This is a genomic window from Psychrobacillus sp. AK 1817 (assembly GCF_008807035.1).
Lineage (GTDB): Bacteria > Bacillota > Bacilli > Bacillales_A > Planococcaceae > Psychrobacillus > Psychrobacillus faecigallinarum.
On the sequence record NZ_CP031739.1, the window covers coordinates 2,100,486 to 2,116,979 of the forward strand.

12 protein-coding genes are annotated in these 16,494 nt (G+C 37.2%); 9 read left to right on the plus strand and 3 right to left on the minus strand.

The features are described from left to right. Window positions 1–102: 102 nt before the first annotated feature. From D0S48_RS10395 to D0S48_RS10435, 9 genes are all read left to right on the plus strand, one after another. On the plus strand, window positions 103–1,200 hold the full coding sequence (locus D0S48_RS10395; RefSeq protein ID WP_144538491.1) for an HpcH/HpaI aldolase/citrate lyase family protein: 1,098 nt from the start codon (window positions 103–105) through the stop codon (window positions 1,198–1,200). Beyond that, the gene (locus tag D0S48_RS10400) at window positions 1,151–2,518 is read left to right on the plus strand and encodes a phosphoribosyltransferase family protein (RefSeq protein WP_225321600.1); all 1,368 of its coding nucleotides are present in this window, start codon (window positions 1,151–1,153) and stop codon (window positions 2,516–2,518) included. Before D0S48_RS10395 ends, D0S48_RS10400 begins: the two co-directional genes overlap by 50 nt. Continuing rightward, window positions 2,508–3,620 carry a cysteine protease StiP family protein gene (locus D0S48_RS10405; RefSeq protein WP_225321601.1) on the plus strand — a complete coding sequence of 371 codons (1,113 nt, stop codon included), beginning with the start codon at window positions 2,508–2,510 and terminating at the stop codon, window positions 3,618–3,620. Before D0S48_RS10400 ends, D0S48_RS10405 begins: the two co-directional genes overlap by 11 nt. Next, window positions 3,617–4,435 (plus strand): HAD family hydrolase, encoded by an 819-nt coding sequence (locus tag D0S48_RS10410; protein WP_151111544.1) that lies wholly within the window; start codon window positions 3,617–3,619, stop codon window positions 4,433–4,435. Before D0S48_RS10405 ends, D0S48_RS10410 begins: the two co-directional genes overlap by 4 nt. Before the next feature lie 12 nt (window positions 4,436–4,447). Then, a complete protein-coding gene (locus tag D0S48_RS10415; protein ID WP_151111546.1) occupies window positions 4,448–6,061 on the plus strand; it encodes a YceG family protein in 1,614 nt (537 codons plus the stop codon). Between the two features lie 18 nt (window positions 6,062–6,079). Next, window positions 6,080–7,156, plus strand: a complete 1,077-nt coding sequence (locus D0S48_RS10420) for a toxic anion resistance protein (RefSeq protein ID WP_186318158.1) — start codon at window positions 6,080–6,082, stop codon at window positions 7,154–7,156. A 40-nt stretch (window positions 7,157–7,196) separates the two neighbouring features. After that, window positions 7,197–7,775, plus strand: a complete 579-nt coding sequence (locus D0S48_RS10425; protein WP_144538487.1) for a TerD family protein — start codon at window positions 7,197–7,199, stop codon at window positions 7,773–7,775. Between the two features lie 363 nt (window positions 7,776–8,138). Next, window positions 8,139–9,035 (plus strand): PucR family transcriptional regulator, encoded by an 897-nt coding sequence (locus D0S48_RS10430; protein WP_151111548.1) that lies wholly within the window; start codon window positions 8,139–8,141, stop codon window positions 9,033–9,035. Between the two features lie 109 nt (window positions 9,036–9,144). Continuing rightward, window positions 9,145–10,242 carry an ABC transporter ATP-binding protein gene (locus tag D0S48_RS10435; RefSeq protein WP_144538485.1) on the plus strand — a complete coding sequence of 366 codons (1,098 nt, stop codon included), beginning with the start codon at window positions 9,145–9,147 and terminating at the stop codon, window positions 10,240–10,242. A gap of 451 nt (window positions 10,243–10,693) precedes the next feature. Here D0S48_RS10435 and D0S48_RS10440 read toward each other — a convergent pair whose 3' ends face one another. The 3 genes from D0S48_RS10440 to D0S48_RS10450 all read right to left on the minus strand — a co-directional run bounded on the left by D0S48_RS10440 (window position 10,694) and on the right by D0S48_RS10450 (window position 16,489). Then, the gene (locus D0S48_RS10440; protein WP_151111550.1) at window positions 10,694–13,774 is read right to left on the minus strand and encodes an NHL repeat-containing protein; all 3,081 of its coding nucleotides are present in this window, start codon (window positions 13,772–13,774) and stop codon (window positions 10,694–10,696) included. A gap of 145 nt (window positions 13,775–13,919) precedes the next feature. After that, window positions 13,920–14,798, minus strand: coding sequence for a GNAT family N-acetyltransferase (locus D0S48_RS10445; protein ID WP_225321602.1), 879 nt, complete (start codon window positions 14,796–14,798; stop codon window positions 13,920–13,922). A 98-nt stretch (window positions 14,799–14,896) separates the two neighbouring features. Next, window positions 14,897–16,489: an FAD-dependent oxidoreductase gene (locus D0S48_RS10450; protein ID WP_151111552.1), complete on the minus strand. Its 1,593-nt coding sequence runs from the start codon at window positions 16,487–16,489 to the stop codon at window positions 14,897–14,899. Window positions 16,490–16,494: the final 5 nt, after the last annotated feature.

Below are 16,494 nucleotides of genomic sequence, written 5' to 3' on the forward strand. Positions count from 1 at the left end.
TTCTAAAGCAAGGGTCTTTTTCCTTGCTTTTTTTTTACAAAAAGTAAATTTCATAGAATTTGGGTGACCTATAGCCCCTTCTTCATTTAAGGAGTGATTACCATGAGACATTTTAAGGGTTTGAGTGAAAATGAGATTAATAATTTTTTTCATATACCCCCTAACGAATTTTCGAAAACGACGGATAAGCTAAAATTGGGGATTGCACTAGGAGCTACTTTATATATCCCTGGCCTTATGAGTAATTTCTCCTTAAAGTTCGTTGAGAACTCTTTTGAAAATCTCACTAGCGGAATTATTTGTTTAGAGGATTCTATTTCAGACAACGATTTAATAGAAGCAGAAAATAATGTAGTGGAACAGTTACGCACGTTGGCAGAAGCAATCGAGGAACATTCAAGCTTACAGAATAACCTACCCCTACTATTTTTAAGAATTCGGAATACAGAACAGTTACTTAGGCTTTCTCGAGAGTTAGGAAACAGTCTTGGACTCATTACTGGTATTGTCTTTCCTAAATGTAATTCTAATAATGCTTCAGATTTCTTTTCATGCCTGGAATCTTTAAATAAAGAAAAATCCTTTTCGCTATACGGTCTACCTATTATTGAAACAAAAGAAATTATTTATAAAGAATCTCGACAAGAGGAGCTCCAAAAGCTATATGCAATATTCCTGCATTATGAACGTCTAATCTTAACGATTAGAGTTGGAGCAACAGATTTTTCTAGCCTCTTTAGCCTTAGACGCCCTTACAATCGAACTGTTTACCAACTACAGTTGATCGTAGATTGTTTGACAGAAATTCTAAATACTTTCAACAGATATGATAATAACTTTATAATTTCTGGTCCAGTATTTGAATACTTTGATACTAAAAGCGAGAAGATTTTATTTGAAGAGGTGCAATTGGACCTTTTGAATGGTTTCTATGGTAAAACATGCATTCATCCAAACCAAATAGACATCGTTAACGCTGTGTATCCTGTTTCTAAAGAAACTTTTGACGATGCTAGCATGATTGCAGGAAATCGATATGTAACTAATGGAGTTTTAAGAAGCCCTACTAAAAATAAAATGAATGAGGTAAAGCCTCATTATAGTTGGGCTATAAAAATACTAGCGCAAGCAGAGATATATGGGGTGCTAAATGAAAATGTTACCACACACGACTTTATCGGCTACATCAAGAACTTATAATTTACATGGAAATTTAAAGCTAACCATTGAGATTCAAAATAATCCGTATAACCTTTCACCTGAGCAACTTTTTGAAATGGGAGTAAGAATAAATAAAAAGAGGCAATTTCTATTTATTAGTCGCCTTCTCGGGAAGCACTTGGCAGTAGACCCTTCCCTTTCACTAGGTACGGGAACAGTTCTTGCTTCTATGTTAATGGAGAACGAAGGTTTATCTTCTCATCCTCAGTTAATGGATATTATTCATATGATTGATTCAGGGAAGCCTGACCGTGAACTTAGCCTAAGCTCTTTAAAATATAAAGTTAGATTACCGACAAATACGGTCTTTATAGGTTTCGCAGAAACTGCTACCGGATTAGGTCATGCTGTTTTTAATCATTTTGAGGAGGCGCAGTATATTCATACTACGCGAGAAGATATCGTCAATCTCACCCCTTCTTTTGTTTTTGAAGAAGAGCACTCACATGCTACCTCTCACCGAGTATACGCTTCTGAGAATTCGTTAAAAGAAGCAGAGACGATTGTGCTGATTGATGACGAGATAACCTCTGGCCTCACACTTTCCAACTTAATAATATCCTTAAATAAAAAGTTCCCAAAAAAACAATTTAAAATTTTATCTATTCTGGATTGGAGAAGTCTTGAGAATAAAAACAATTTTCACAGCCTAATGAATAAGCACGGGATTCATGCGGAAATAATTTCAATTCTCTCCGGTCAATTCACATTGCATAATACAGAGATAATCCATGAGGATATCATACCTTACCTACAAAGTAGAGAAGACTTCGATTTACCTTTAGAAGATGACTTTTCCTCTCAGTATACCGCTCCTTATTTTAGCGAGCATGCTATTTATAGCAATTTTACTGGTAGATTTGGTCTTACGAGTGAAAACCATGCAGCGATGGATGATTGGATACATAAATTGCTTGATACGCTGAAACTTGATAGGAATAAGCGAACGCTTGTTATAGGTTTAGGAGAAAATATTTATATTCCATGTCGTATTGCTCTCGCATTAGGTAAATACACTAAGATACAAACAACGACTCGTAGCCCGATTTTTGCAAAAAATAAAGAAAACTATCCTATTAAAAATAAGTGTAAATTTATATTGCCTGACTCTAACAATATTGAACAATACTTATATAACCTTACAGAGCATGAATTTGAACAAATCTTAGTGGTGGCCGAGTCTGTTAAAAACAAGGATACCTGGTCTCCGTTACTGAACTACTTACAAAGCAAGGGTCCCGTTACATGGTTATCCCTTACAGCTCCAACTAAAAGAGGTGGAATAAATGATGCTTAAAACTGCCGATTTAGTAAAAACAAGCTACTCGCCTGAAGATATAACCTTTCTCTTAAAGGATATGTCCAAAATTCAGATTGAATCCAATGTAGACACTCGAGAAAAGGCATTTTCTTTAGGACATCATTATTCTGAGTCTTTACCTATAGAATATCGCCCATCCGAAGAGTATCTTCATTTATACAATCAGGCTATGCTACAACTTTCCAGCTATATAGCTCAATTAGTAGGCATTGTCACCAGACGCGTCCATAAATATGCCAAAACGGATCACGTCGTCATTGTTTCTTTGGCGCGTGCCGGAAGCCCAGTAGGGATTTTAATGAGAAGATATGCCCGGTCATTTTTAGACTTAGACTGGCCACATTTTAGTGTGTCCATTTTAAGAGGAAAAGGGATTGACGAAAATGCTATTAAAACAATTCGTGAGTTATATCCTAATTATCACTTACAATTTGTAGATGGTTGGACTGGAAAAGGTGCTATTCAAAAAGAATTGACCAAGTCTATTCAAAAATTGAATCAGCAGGGTCTACATCTAAATGATGACCTTGCAGTCCTTTCCGATCCAGGGGGATGTGCAACTCTATATAGTACAAGAGAGGATATTCTTATACCGAATGCTTTTTTAAATTCCACAGTATCTGGTTTAATCAGTAGAACTATTTTAAATAACTCTTTTCAGTCGCCAGAAGATTACCATGGGGCCAAGTATTATGCTGATCTTGAGGAGGAAGATGTATCAAATGCTTTCGTAAATCAAATCTCTGCACACTTTTTGGCTCAAGAGAAAGCTATCTTAGCGCGGTCAAAAGAATTCCCTATTAAGAATGAAAGAACATGGTTAGGCATGCAGGTAGCTCAGGAAATAGCACATAAATATTACAAAAACTCTGACCTAACCAAAGTGAAGCCTAGCGTTGGAGAAACTACCAGAACGTTATTAAGGAGAAAGCCATACAAAATTCTATTAAGAGATGAAAGTGATGAAGCTGTTAAGCATATTTTAAGCTTATGCCAAGAAAAAAATATACCTATCGAAATAATTCCTGACCTTTATTATCGTGCTATCGGTCTTATAGAATCGGAGGAACTAATATGACTATTCTATTTGCAAGCGATTTAGACCGTACACTTATATATAGTAAAAAATCTAGAGGACACGAAGTAAGTGAACATGATTTAGCTATAGTCGAATGGCGCGAGAATAATCCCGCTGCATTTATGACCAAAGAGGGGCTGGAAATTTTCAAGGAACTTTCCTCCTCGATTGAATTTTTACCGGTTACTACTCGAACCAATAAACAATATGAACGTTTATTTGGATTATATAATCCACAGGAAAAACCGACATATTCTATTGTCTCCAATGGAGCCGTAATATTAGAGAACGGAAGGCCGATCCCTGAGTGGTCGGATAAAGTAAAGGAGGAGCTTGAGGCAGACTGTACATCAATTCCTCACGTTCTTTCACAAATAGAACCTTATATCCAAAGAGGTTCCATCTTGAACTCCTTACAGGCAGAGAACTGGTTTGTATATATGATTATCGATGAAGACAGGTTTACTGTTGAGGATTTTGAAGACCTTTCCCAACTATTTTTCAAACAAGGATTCACCTTGTCTAAACAAGGGAGAAAATTATACGTAATGCCTAATTGTATTAATAAATCGCTTGCACTGGAGTTTGTGACAGATCGTTTAGAGGCAGAAATTGTAATTGCAGCAGGCGATTCCTTGTTAGATTTAGATATGGTTTTGGGTGCTGATTATGGCTTTATCCCACAGCATGGGGAGGTTATTTTAAATAATAGGACCCTTCCCTCCCACGTTCAAATAACCGATCACACTGGTGTATTGGCAGGTGAAGAAATAATTAAAAAAGTATCTGAAATTTGTTATAATATGTATGAATAGGAGGTAAAACCCATGGTGAAGTTAAATCCAATAAGGATGCAGTCGTGGGATTCATCTAACATTGGGAAATGGCTAAAGAACTCTTTAGAGGATCCAAGTATAGTTACAATCGATCAAGATAGCCTGATGTATCCCCAGTTATTATGCCAATTTATTGGTGTCTCTTTAGATGAAGATGAATATTTTACTATTCTGCATACACAGATCAATGATTCTGATGGTAAGCTGATTAATCTTACTAATTCTCTTAATAAAGAAATTTCGTCTGATAAACTACGTGCTATTAATCAGCTTTTTGAAATCCATCGACAAGAAAAAGGACTTTCCCCTAATCGAATGGTTGCATTTTTGGAAGGTCATTTCTTGCTACCAAGGCTCAATGATAATGATTTAAATAGACGTATAAGAATTGTCTTAATAGATTTATTAAAACAGCTCCAATCCAACTACGTCGAAGGGACCCAGCATCATGAATACCGACGGATAACGATTGACATGATTAAATGGATATTCAATCATGTCGAACCTGTTCTAGAAAAACTAGATTTTAAAACCGGTCTACCCGGTTTCCTTTGGTACGGTGATGCCACCCCTAGCGAGAGATGGTTTCTGAAATATTTAGCAGCTTATGGATTTCATATAGTAATATTCAATCCCTGTGATGAATCCTGGCCTAAGCAAATGTTTGGAATAGATGAGGAGCATTCCTTTAAATTCCCAAAAATCGCAAATACGCCAAGTGAATTTCCAAGTGAAATGCCTAAAATTGCTGGTACAGTTGCCTTTAAAGCTACTCAAGAGATAAATGAACTCTTACATCACGATGACTCCGGCCTATATAAGCCCTTTCAGTTTAAATCACATTCAATAAATTCCGTAAGGCTAAAAACTACCGAGGATGAGGCATTTTTAATAGCCAAAGAGCGCGCCATGATTAGACCTCACTTTCAGGTAAGTAATCAGCTAGTAACTATTCCTGTCGTCTTTGCAAAATACATGGGAATTGACCGCAATCGAAAGCGTTTTTGGAACAACGTTCATTCCTTAACCTCTCGGGAAGATACCCATGTAATTCGTCAATTTCCATTCACTAAGGAACAGAAAACAAATCCCTTGTTCCATTACCGAAATGCTTTAAGTTCAGATGGAACATTAAATCCAGAGATTATGAAAACTTCTAACTGGTGGTCTTATGGTAAATTGCCAACTGGTACACAAACAGCCATCGGTGAAGCCATAGCTAAGCATGTTCGTGATCCAATTCTTATCCCCCAAGGTAATGAATCATTTGAGGAACTGCAACTATATGCATTTTCTCAATCCATGTATTTACCTAATTTTGTAATTCGTTTGTTTCAGACATTCGATTATCCTCAATTCGTCCCTACTATCTTCTTATATAACGAAGAAAAAGGACCGGAGTTGAGTAGAGCAGATGCAAACGCTTTATGTATGATGCATTATCTTGGTTTAGATATTATCTTAGTAAATCCTCAAGGACATTTGGATATCGAAAAGTGGGTCCAGGAAGGAATGTTTGATTTGCACTGGATGGACGATAGATCCTTCAATGAACCTTATAAGGAACAAAATGTTGTAAGTAAAATTTTCAAAAAATTTAGATGATATAGGGGCTGAAGTATTTTGGAACTGCAAAAATTAGAATTGGAACAGAAAGAACAACTTTTAGAGGAAAGCAATGAACTTAAAACACAATTGAAGAGAGACCCTCAGGTTTTACAATTGGTGGCGAAAATTGACCCTAAAAACCAGGTGGAGTTATTAGAGTTTGGTCGCGAACCTGCCAATGAAATATCTGCTTTTACGGGCCGTATTTTAAATACAATAAAATCTAGTAGTATGGAAGAATCCAGCGAGCTTTTAAAACAGCTAGGTAAAATTATGGATAAGTTCGATAAAAAAGACTTTGTAGAAAAGCCATCACTCTTAACCAAAGTATTCAAAAAGGGTGAAAAGCTAATCGAAAAGCTCTTCAACAAATATCAAACAATGGGGAAAGAAATAGACAAAGTCTACATTGAAATTACGAAATATGAAAAAGAGATGAAAACGTCTACCCAAACGTTAGAAGACCTCTATGATAAAAACTTCAACTATTTTATGGAGCTAGAGAAATATATTGTTGCAGGGGAATTAAAGGTTAACCAATTACGTCAGCAACTCCCTACCCTGCAGGAAAAGGCGGAAAAAGGAGATCAGCTTGTTTTAATGGAATTGAACTCCCTGCAAAATGCTATTGAATTGCTGGATCAAAGAATTTATGACTTAGAAATGGCCAAACAGGTTGCATATCAGTCTGCCCCTCAAATTAGAATGCTACAACGTGGCAACACTAAGCTTATAGGAAAGATTAACTCTGCCTTTGTCACAACGATTCCTATATTTAAAACCGGGTTGATAAATGCTATTTCCGCAAAGAGACAAAATCTGGTCGCCCAATCCATGAGTGAATTAGATCGTCGCACAAACGAAATGCTGCTAAGAAATGCGAATGATATTTCTAAGCAGAGTGTAGAAATTGCTAAGCTGTCTGGTCAATCTAGCATTAAAATTGAAACTATTGAGCAAACGTGGGATACGATTATGCGAGGGATGAACGAAACAAAAGCAATTGAGGAAGAAAATCGCAAAATGAGGGAACAAGGTCGTCTTCGACTAGAGGAACTACAAAAGAAATATGAAGACGGTCAGAGGAAATAACTAATTGTCTAATACTATCTAATTTTAAGGAGGAATTTGAATGTCAGTTATTAACCTATCTAAAGGACAAAAGATTGATCTTACAAAAACGAATCCTGGATTAACAAAAATCATGGTTGGATTGGGTTGGGATACTAATCGCTATAGTGGTGGTCATGATTTTGACTTAGATGCCTCTGCTTTCTTAGTTGATCAAAATGGGAAAGCACTTAGCGACAAAAGTTTCATCTTCTATAATAATCTTCAAAGCGAGGACGGCTCCGTTGTTCATACTGGGGATAATCGAACAGGTGATGGTGATGGCGACGACGAACAATTGTTAGTTAACCTACGACAAGTGCCAAGCGCTGTGCATAGGGTAGTCTTCACTGTTACCATCCATGACGCAGACACGAGAAGTCAGAACTTTGGCCAGGTTTCAAATGCCTTTATTCGAATTGTAAACGACGAGACACACGAAGAAATAGTTCGATATGATTTGGGAGAAGACTTTTCAATTGAAACTGCTCTCGTGGTTGGGGAGATATACAGACACGGTAATGAATGGAAGTTTAATGCAATTGGGAGCGGTTTTCACGGCGGATTAGCCTCTTTAATTACAGAGTTTGGTCTCAACTAACCTATGTAATAAATAGCATCGCACCATGAAAGATTGGTCTAGAATCAACACAAAATAAGCGCTCCAGTCATCTGAATAATATAAGAAATCTCTCGAGTTCATTTGAAACTTGGGAGATTTTTGTTTAAAGCCCTTTTTATTTTTGGATTACCTAATATGGATCGAATAATATTATGTGATTTTCTTTTCTTATTTGTAGGGATATATATAGGTATTTGTAATTTTCTTATTATTCCTTAGTTTGATAAAATGAGATTAAGATGAAAATTCTAAAATTGAAGACTTTAGTTTAAACCAGTTAATACTTTATTCCTCTTCTATGATGTGGACAATAGAGGTATTCAAAAGAAAGGAGTTTAAAACATGCGTAAAGATTTATCAGTAATTTTCCCTTCCTATCAATTATTTTCGGAATACCCTAATAATAAAGATAACAATTTCCTTACTTTTCATGATGCCCCTAATAATCAGTGGATACAAATCAATAAGGATGAAGTATCTTCTCGGGATTATGCACTACTTTCTTCTTTCTACACAGTAGTCGATTTAACGTTTCCTACTAATTATTCACTTTCCGAAAAATGGATTCGTTTCCTTCATGGATCTGGTGAACTCCCTATTGAAGCTGGTACTGAAATTCGTATTATACAACTTGTCGTAAAGAATAGTGACTTTCTAAATGAAGATTTAACTAAGGCAGTCCAATTGTTTTTTGAAGATGCTGTACAGCTGGTTTTCATCTCCAACGATAATGCCTTGCTTATTGAGCAAAAGTCTACTTATGTTCAATCTACAGAGGATCTTGCATCCTTTATCTTTGCTCTAGAAAGTGATTTCTTCATAAAAGCAGACCTCTTTGTCGGAAAGTTTAATACTGTAAACGAACAAACCCCTTCACGTTACACTTTGGAAAGAGAATGGTTCTCTAACGGTATCGTAAATTACTATCCAGGAAGAATTTATACGCTTGAAAATATATTCCCGACTATCTTAATAAAAGAAATGTCCGATAGCTTAAGACAAATCATTCACCAAGAGGTGCTCATCCCTATTGAATTCGATACGGAGTTACTGCAAACCGTACAAGCTTTTTTTGAAAATGGCTTTAACGCCTCTATTACTTCAAAAAAATTACATATTCACCGAAACACCCTTCATTATAGACTATCTAAATTTCAAGAAATCACAGGTATATCAGTCCGTGACTTTGACGGGGCACTTATTGTATATTGCGCAAGCTTGCTCGTAAACTATGAATAACAACATGCACAATATATTTCATTAAATCTTGTGCATATCATCCATATCAACCATTATTTCCTATTGGTAATCTTAAAGAAAGGTAAAAACAATTTTAGGGGGATTACTAATGGAAAAAATGGTTCTTGAAAATATCTTTAAAATTTACGATGACACTTCAACTGCAGTTTCAGACTTTAATTTACATGTTCAGGACAAGGAATTTATCGTTCTTGTTGGTCCATCAGGCTGTGGTAAATCTACAACTCTTCGTATGATTGCTGGACTCGAAGAAATCTCTAAAGGTGAGCTTCGTATTGAGGGTAAGCTAATGAATAATGTTGCACCTAAAGACCGCGACATCGCAATGGTTTTCCAAAACTACGCTCTTTATCCACATATGTCTGTCTATGATAATATGGCTTTCGGATTAAAGCTAAGAAAATTTCCAAAAGCAGATATCGACAAGCGAGTGAAAAATGCAGCAGATATTTTGGGACTTGAGCCTCTTTTAAACAGAAAGCCAAAAGCACTGTCAGGCGGACAGCGCCAGCGTGTTGCACTAGGTCGTGCAATTGTTCGTGACGCAAAGCTCTTCCTGATGGATGAGCCTTTATCTAATCTAGATGCTAAATTACGTGTCCAAATGCGTGCTGAAATTATTAAGCTACATCACCGTCTTAAAACAACTACTGTCTACGTTACACATGACCAAACGGAAGCAATGACGATGGCTTCTCGTTTAGTTGTTATGAAGGATGGTCTCATTCAACAGGTTGGAACGCCAAAAGACGTTTATGAAAATCCTGAAAATGTATTTGTTGGAGGCTTCATCGGGTCACCTGCTATGAACTTCTTCCAAGGGCACGTAAAAGATGGTTATTTTATTGCTGGTGAGCATAAGATTAAATTATCTCCGGAAAAGGCTTCCCTGTTAAATGGGCAAGGCTACAATGGGAAGGACGTTATATTCGGTATCCGCCCTGAACATATTTCTGCTGATCCAGAGGATCTTACTCGCACACCAGAATCTGTTGTAAATGCACATGTAGATGTATGCGAGTTAACTGGAGCAGAGTTCATGGTTTATTCTACTCTAGGAGAACAGCAGTACGTTGCTCGTATCAATGCAGATTCACTTTTAGAAACTGGGCAACACATCCAACTTACATTTGATATGTCAAAAGCACACTTCTTTGACAAGGAAACGGAAAGTCGTATTCGATAAAATAAAATTGGCCCACAGCCCATTAAAGGGGTGTGGGCTTTTATAATAGGTAGACCCTTGCCCTTATACAACAATTATCTATAAAAAACTCTCCTCAAAATAAAGAGCCTCGAAAACTTTACGACCCGGAAAAGTTTTCGGGGCTTCTATTCAAATTACCTATAGTTGTTTTCCGTTACATCGGACGCTTTCCGGGAGCACGGCATCTATCTCCTCGTCGCTTTGCTCCTGCTTAGGCTTTTACGCTCGCGCTGCTCCCCCAAGAGTCGCCGCCTCCTCTTTCAAACAATTAGAATGGAGAGATTTCTTACAAGAAATCAGCTAGCTTTAATAAGAAGTAAAAACGTGAAATCAAGTTACCGATTTCAAGTTTTTTCATTAATTGACTAGTTATGCTCCAGCATTTTCTTATACTTTTTATTTTCTCCCCCTAGTGTATGTCCTTGAGGCTTTATTCCTTAATGATAAACTCTTCCGATAACGGCACCATATTCTCCTTTATCTTCTTCCCTTCCCACGCAGTTACTTTTACTTGATAGCCTTTAATGTTTTTAGGCAACTTAAGCTTTGTGGACATTTTCATCGTTTTACCTTTTGGGATTGTTCTTGAGCTTTGGTCTTGATCAACTACTTTTCCGTTTTCATCTATTAATTCCATTAGCACTAATATATCTTGATTTTTATTTCTAGTGTTAACAACCTCTACGGCAGCAGTAATCTTTTTTCCCTTTGTTAGCTTGTGTATTTCCTTTCCTTTCTCATCCTGGAATTTTACACTCACGTCCATTGCATATTCCGGATTCTCTGCTTGCTGCTCCCAATGAATACTATATACTTTCTTTGACTTACCATCTGTAGCAATGACTGTAATAGTAGAAACTTTTCCCTCATCAATTATATTTACCTTAGCTTCTGTTTGATTTGCTATAGCTTGTAAGCTTGATCTTTCTAGTTCCGGTAAGCTATATCGGCTCTTTCCTGGCGAGAAATCAGAAATAGCTTTTCCACCAATTAGAATAGATTTTAGCGTTGCATCTGTTTCGGGTACTGCAATCATTTGCAGCTTGTTGCCTAGTGCGTAATAAATGCTTCCGTTCATCCCTACCGCCATATTATTTATAAAGCGATCTACGATAACTTTACGTGACAGAGTTTCTGGATCAATAGCAACTAACTTTCGGGAAAGTGTAGTATAGAGCATTCCATCTGGTGCCCATTCTAGTCGGTAAGGTAGCCATTTACTGCTATTATATAAGCTTGGATGAATGGTTTTGCTCTTAACAACTTCCAGCGTTTCTGGATCTATCGCAAATATCGTCCCATCTACTATGCCCCATAGGTTACCATCTGGCCCAATAGAGATTTCTCCAATCATTCTCGGAGTTTCGTCTATTCCAGGAATAGTAGGTGTAAATTCTGCTATTTTTTGTGAAGTAGCTACATCCCAAACAAATATCTTAGCCTCTTTTGCTTTTGGGTCCAAGCCTAGCCCACCCCAAATGGACGTGCTACCATATAGTTTCCCGTCCTTATAGGCTAATCCAATAATACTTTGATCTTCTACTACATTTCTATATTGTGACCATTTACCAGTATTTTCATCAAATATGGCTAAAACTCCACCTAATACACCGTAATCTGGTACCGTACCGACAAATAGCTTATTATCTCCGGATGTCATCGTAAATGGTCTATCTTGATGGTCCGTTATATCATATTCAAGTTTAGGATTACTATTTAAATCTATATCCTTGCTTGGATCATAGCTATACATCATAGCCCCAACATAAGTTCCATAATATACTTTGTTGTTTAGAAAGCCGATACCTTCTGGTTGGGCAAAGGAAGGTATATTCACTTCTCTTTCATTGGTAAATGGGTTGTATATACTTAGTCCACGTTGGTAGCCACCCATATATAATTTGCCGTCTTGTCCAGCTTCTAGCGCCTGAATCTCTACGGATTGAGAGGCAATATTCATGTCAATAAACGTTATCTCATTATTGACCGGCTCATATAATATATATTCGCCATACTGCGTAATCATTGCAAGAACCGTCTCTCCATTGCTTAAAGTTATCCATGCCATATCTTTTACTCGGACTGTGTCAGGCAATAAAGGAATACCTTCAATTTCTTTTGTTTCATTTTTACTAGAATCGTACTGATACAATTTCTTTTCAAACTTAAAGTAAATTAAATTATTATCGTGTGGAGAAGGTTCTGAAATCATATTGCTGTAACTAAACTGATTAATCACTTCGTGCTTCTCTATATCTAGAACTAGCATAGTTACCGATCCAGCAGAAACAAAAAGCTTATCATTTACGATAAAAATGTTTTCTATCATTCCATCCAGACCTGAGTGACCATCAATTATAATTTCTTCTTTTTCCCCTGTTGATCTATCAATTTTTATCAAATGCTTTTTAGTACCTACTCCAACATAAATGGATTCGTCATCTACTCCAATACCTCTGGCATATTGCTGTCCTTCCTTCGCACTACCAAAGTTACGGAAAACACCGCTTTCTATGTCGTATTCAAATACACCTGCATGGGGATAAGTAGATCCATAAATCTTCCCGTCCGTTGTCCCTTCTAAATCCCATACCCAGTCATCAGATGGATTGACCCCTAATTCTTCTACTTTCTTCTCTTCGGGTAAATATCGATAAAGCTTACCATCCCCGGTCCCTGCAAAATACACATTTTGATCGGAACCGACAGTGATTGCCCATAAGGCTTCTGTTCCTTCTATTACTTTAGAAAATTTAAGCTCTCCTGTCTCCGCATTTAAAACAGAAAAGATGCCCGGAAGGCCGTTAGAATGATAATATACCTCATTTTCTCCGAGACTGTTTTTTTGAATGACTGCTGCTTGTCCTAGCTGCACGTTAACCATTTCACCTAAATCGACTGGAGAAGCATATTCTCTTTCTAAAGGAATATCTTCCGCTGCTTGCTCCCAAGATACGTCGTCAAAGTAAGCTTCTGTTAAGCTAATTCCTCCTGAGTAGAAAGCTAATCTTGCATATGCTGCATTCATAGGAACCTCAGTGAAGACTTTTAGTTCTGCCCACTTGTTTTTAGGTAAGTTTCCGAATAACTCTGTTTTGACATTGTTTGTGAGCTTTCTATTATCTTTGTCGTAATAGTGCACCTCATACACAATATTATGAGTTTGCTTTACCACATTTGTCATGACCTTTGCAGTATAGGATTTACCTGGAATGACTGATACTCTGTCACTAAATATCCTACTACCTGCTTTGTCTGATTCGTCTTTAAAATGTAGGCTGTGAAGCCCTGTGTGAGAAATGGTGTTGATAATAGTTGCTGGAGTACTACTGTTATTTTCCATTGACCAGCCCGGTATAGTAGACGGGTCATTATTTGCCTCTTCAAATCCGGCGTTTCGCACCTCAATTGGCACTTCCTCCGCATGAGATATGGATAGAGGTGCAAAGTTCCCTAGTGCTACACTGGTGCAAATCACTGTAGTTATCATAATTTTCAAGAGCTTTTTCATTTATTCTTCCTCCCATATTTATAGTTTTTAACACTAGTATTCTAGGATTCTTGCGCATACTATCACGAATAAATTAATCCTGCTTATGATCAGTAGTTAGATTCGGGAACATGGAATGGATAACAAATGAAACTTCGAGCATATTTCATTTCTCGCTAGTTAAATCCTTCAAATAAATTCCGTAAGTCTTCCAAATATCGAAGTCTAGTTTTTTATAGAAATCTACTAGTATCGTCCAATCAATAATAATAGTTTCGATTTTTCTTTCCTGTAAAATCACTATCGCAGCCTGTACAATTCCTAATCCATATCCTTGCTTTTGTTCACTAGAATCTACTCCAAGTGGTCCTATTCCTCCGACCTTAGTTGTAAAGGAGGGGCTCCAGTAAACATTCTGAGCAATAGTTGGTGATGCATCATCATTGATTCGACAAAAACCAATGATACCTCCATTCTTTTTGAGAACTACAAACTCTCTGCCACTCCCCTTCGATTCAAAATATTTTATCGCCTCATATTCCCATCTACCAGGAAAAGACTTGTTTAAAAAGGTTAGAAACTCTTCCTTTTCCTCCGCTTGTAGAATTGAATAGGAAACTGTATTGTCTTCTGGCATGGAATAGTTCTTACTAAGGTGATTAATCAGGTCATATGTGTCGATTCTTTTCAAATAGCCCTTCTTTTCCGCCCATTGTTGCGTCTCTTCATATTGAAGAGGGACTCCAGAGAAATAATGAAAAGGATCTCCGCCCAGTTGAATTTCTTCTATGCCATTATCAATTAGTGTTTCTTCCGCCTTACCAAGTAACTTTGTTCCTACTCCTTTATTTCGATAATTTTTATCAACCAAGAGGACTTGAATCCATCCCCTTTTTGAATCCATTTTTATATCTACTTGCTCTTGCCACTTTTTAGCTATAATAAATCCTATTAAGTTGTTTTGTTCATCTACCGCCATGGCGCAACCATCTTCTAGAACATTCTTGTCTTCCAAACTGTTTTGGTTAAAAAGCTTCTGACGCATTGGATATCTTCTCCTAACTCTTTGTTCCAGAGCTTTACCATTTCCTCTAGCCTACTAGCTTCCCAAGGTATTACTTTCATTTCACGTCACCCTTTCTACTACTGTCCGAATGTCTCTTGCATACGTTTAATAGGGTCATCTTCCATGTCGCTACTCCACTCAACAACCTGGTTTACTTTCTTCAGCTCTTGTTTTAGTTCCTGATAATCTATATCTTGGACGGATGTATTATTTTTGATAGCTAAATTTGCTGCAACACTTGCGGATTGTCCAAGGATCATGAAAACGGGCTCCATGCGGATTGAGCCATATGCGATATGTGAGCTTGATAGGCAAACTGGAACGAGCAGATTAACACACTCTTCTGACTTAGGGCGTATTGATCGATAGGAAATCTCAAAAGGAGAAATTGGGACCTGCACATCCCCCTCATTGACACACCTACCATCAATCACTACACGTCTACAGTTATGTGAATCCATATGGAAGGATGCTAATCCAACAGGGTCTTTAACAAGGGATTGTCCAAGACAGTTATGGTCTGTCATAACATAATCTGAGATCATTCTCCTTGCTTCTCTAATATATAGCTGATGTGGCCAATGTCCCGTTTCTTTAAATTCATCCTTTGGAAGCCCCCAAGATGCTACCTCCTCACGAATTGAATGTGGAACTCTTTCATCATTAGATAGAAAATAGAGCATTCCAAGATCATAGTTTACGTGATTTTGAAAAATTTCCTCCCGTTTTTCGTAGCTACCCTCCGGCCATTCATAATTGTTTCCTATATTGTCAGTCGAGATTGCCCCATGGTTATTCAAATCTGACTTATCATTTGGAAGTGGAGTATGAAGTTTCATAGCGTCCCATACGCCAGACTTAATATAACGTAATAATAGCTCATAACGTTGAGGCTCATATTTAGGGGGTTTTGGAAAAGGAATACGATTTTTAGGGTTATTCGTTAAACAAATTCGAAAGTTGTAAGCTTGAATCCGATGATCCCCCTGTCCCTGGTATCCTAGAGACTCTTTACTGTCCTCGCTTATACCTGGTAATATTCCACTTTCCTTCTGACCCTCTATCACATATGGATCAATCCACTTCTCAAATTTATGGTGTGGTGCTCCAAACTGTACGCCATTGTAGATTTCTTTATAGGTGGCATTAGATTCTCTCCCTACAAAAAAGGACACACCAGATTGAGCTAGTAAATCGCCTTCATAGCTACAATCCATAAAGATTTTTCCTTTAAAACGATTATTACTCTCCATTACTATGTCAATTATTTTTTCATCCTCTTTAATGACTTTTTGTAAATGCTCATTAAGAAACACGGGAATATCGTACTTATCCATCCATGAGGCAAATATAGATTGAGCAGCCTTAGGTTCGAATCTCCATTGCTTTTCTTTGTTATAGTATCTAGCTATCTCATCATAAAACTCTTTAGCGATCCCACCTATTGCACTCTCTGCGCCAAGATCTGTAGCACCTAACCCACTAGCAGTCATCCCACCGATATTTCGACTGAATTCTACCACTGCAACAGTCAATCCATTTCGTCGTGCCTGGACAGCGGCAGTTAAACCTGCTGGAGTTCCACCGTATACAATTAAATCCTTTTCTATTATTTTAAAGTCTAATTTCGGCAATGTTGGCTTGTAATAGTATAGTGATTTAAAATCCATTATCT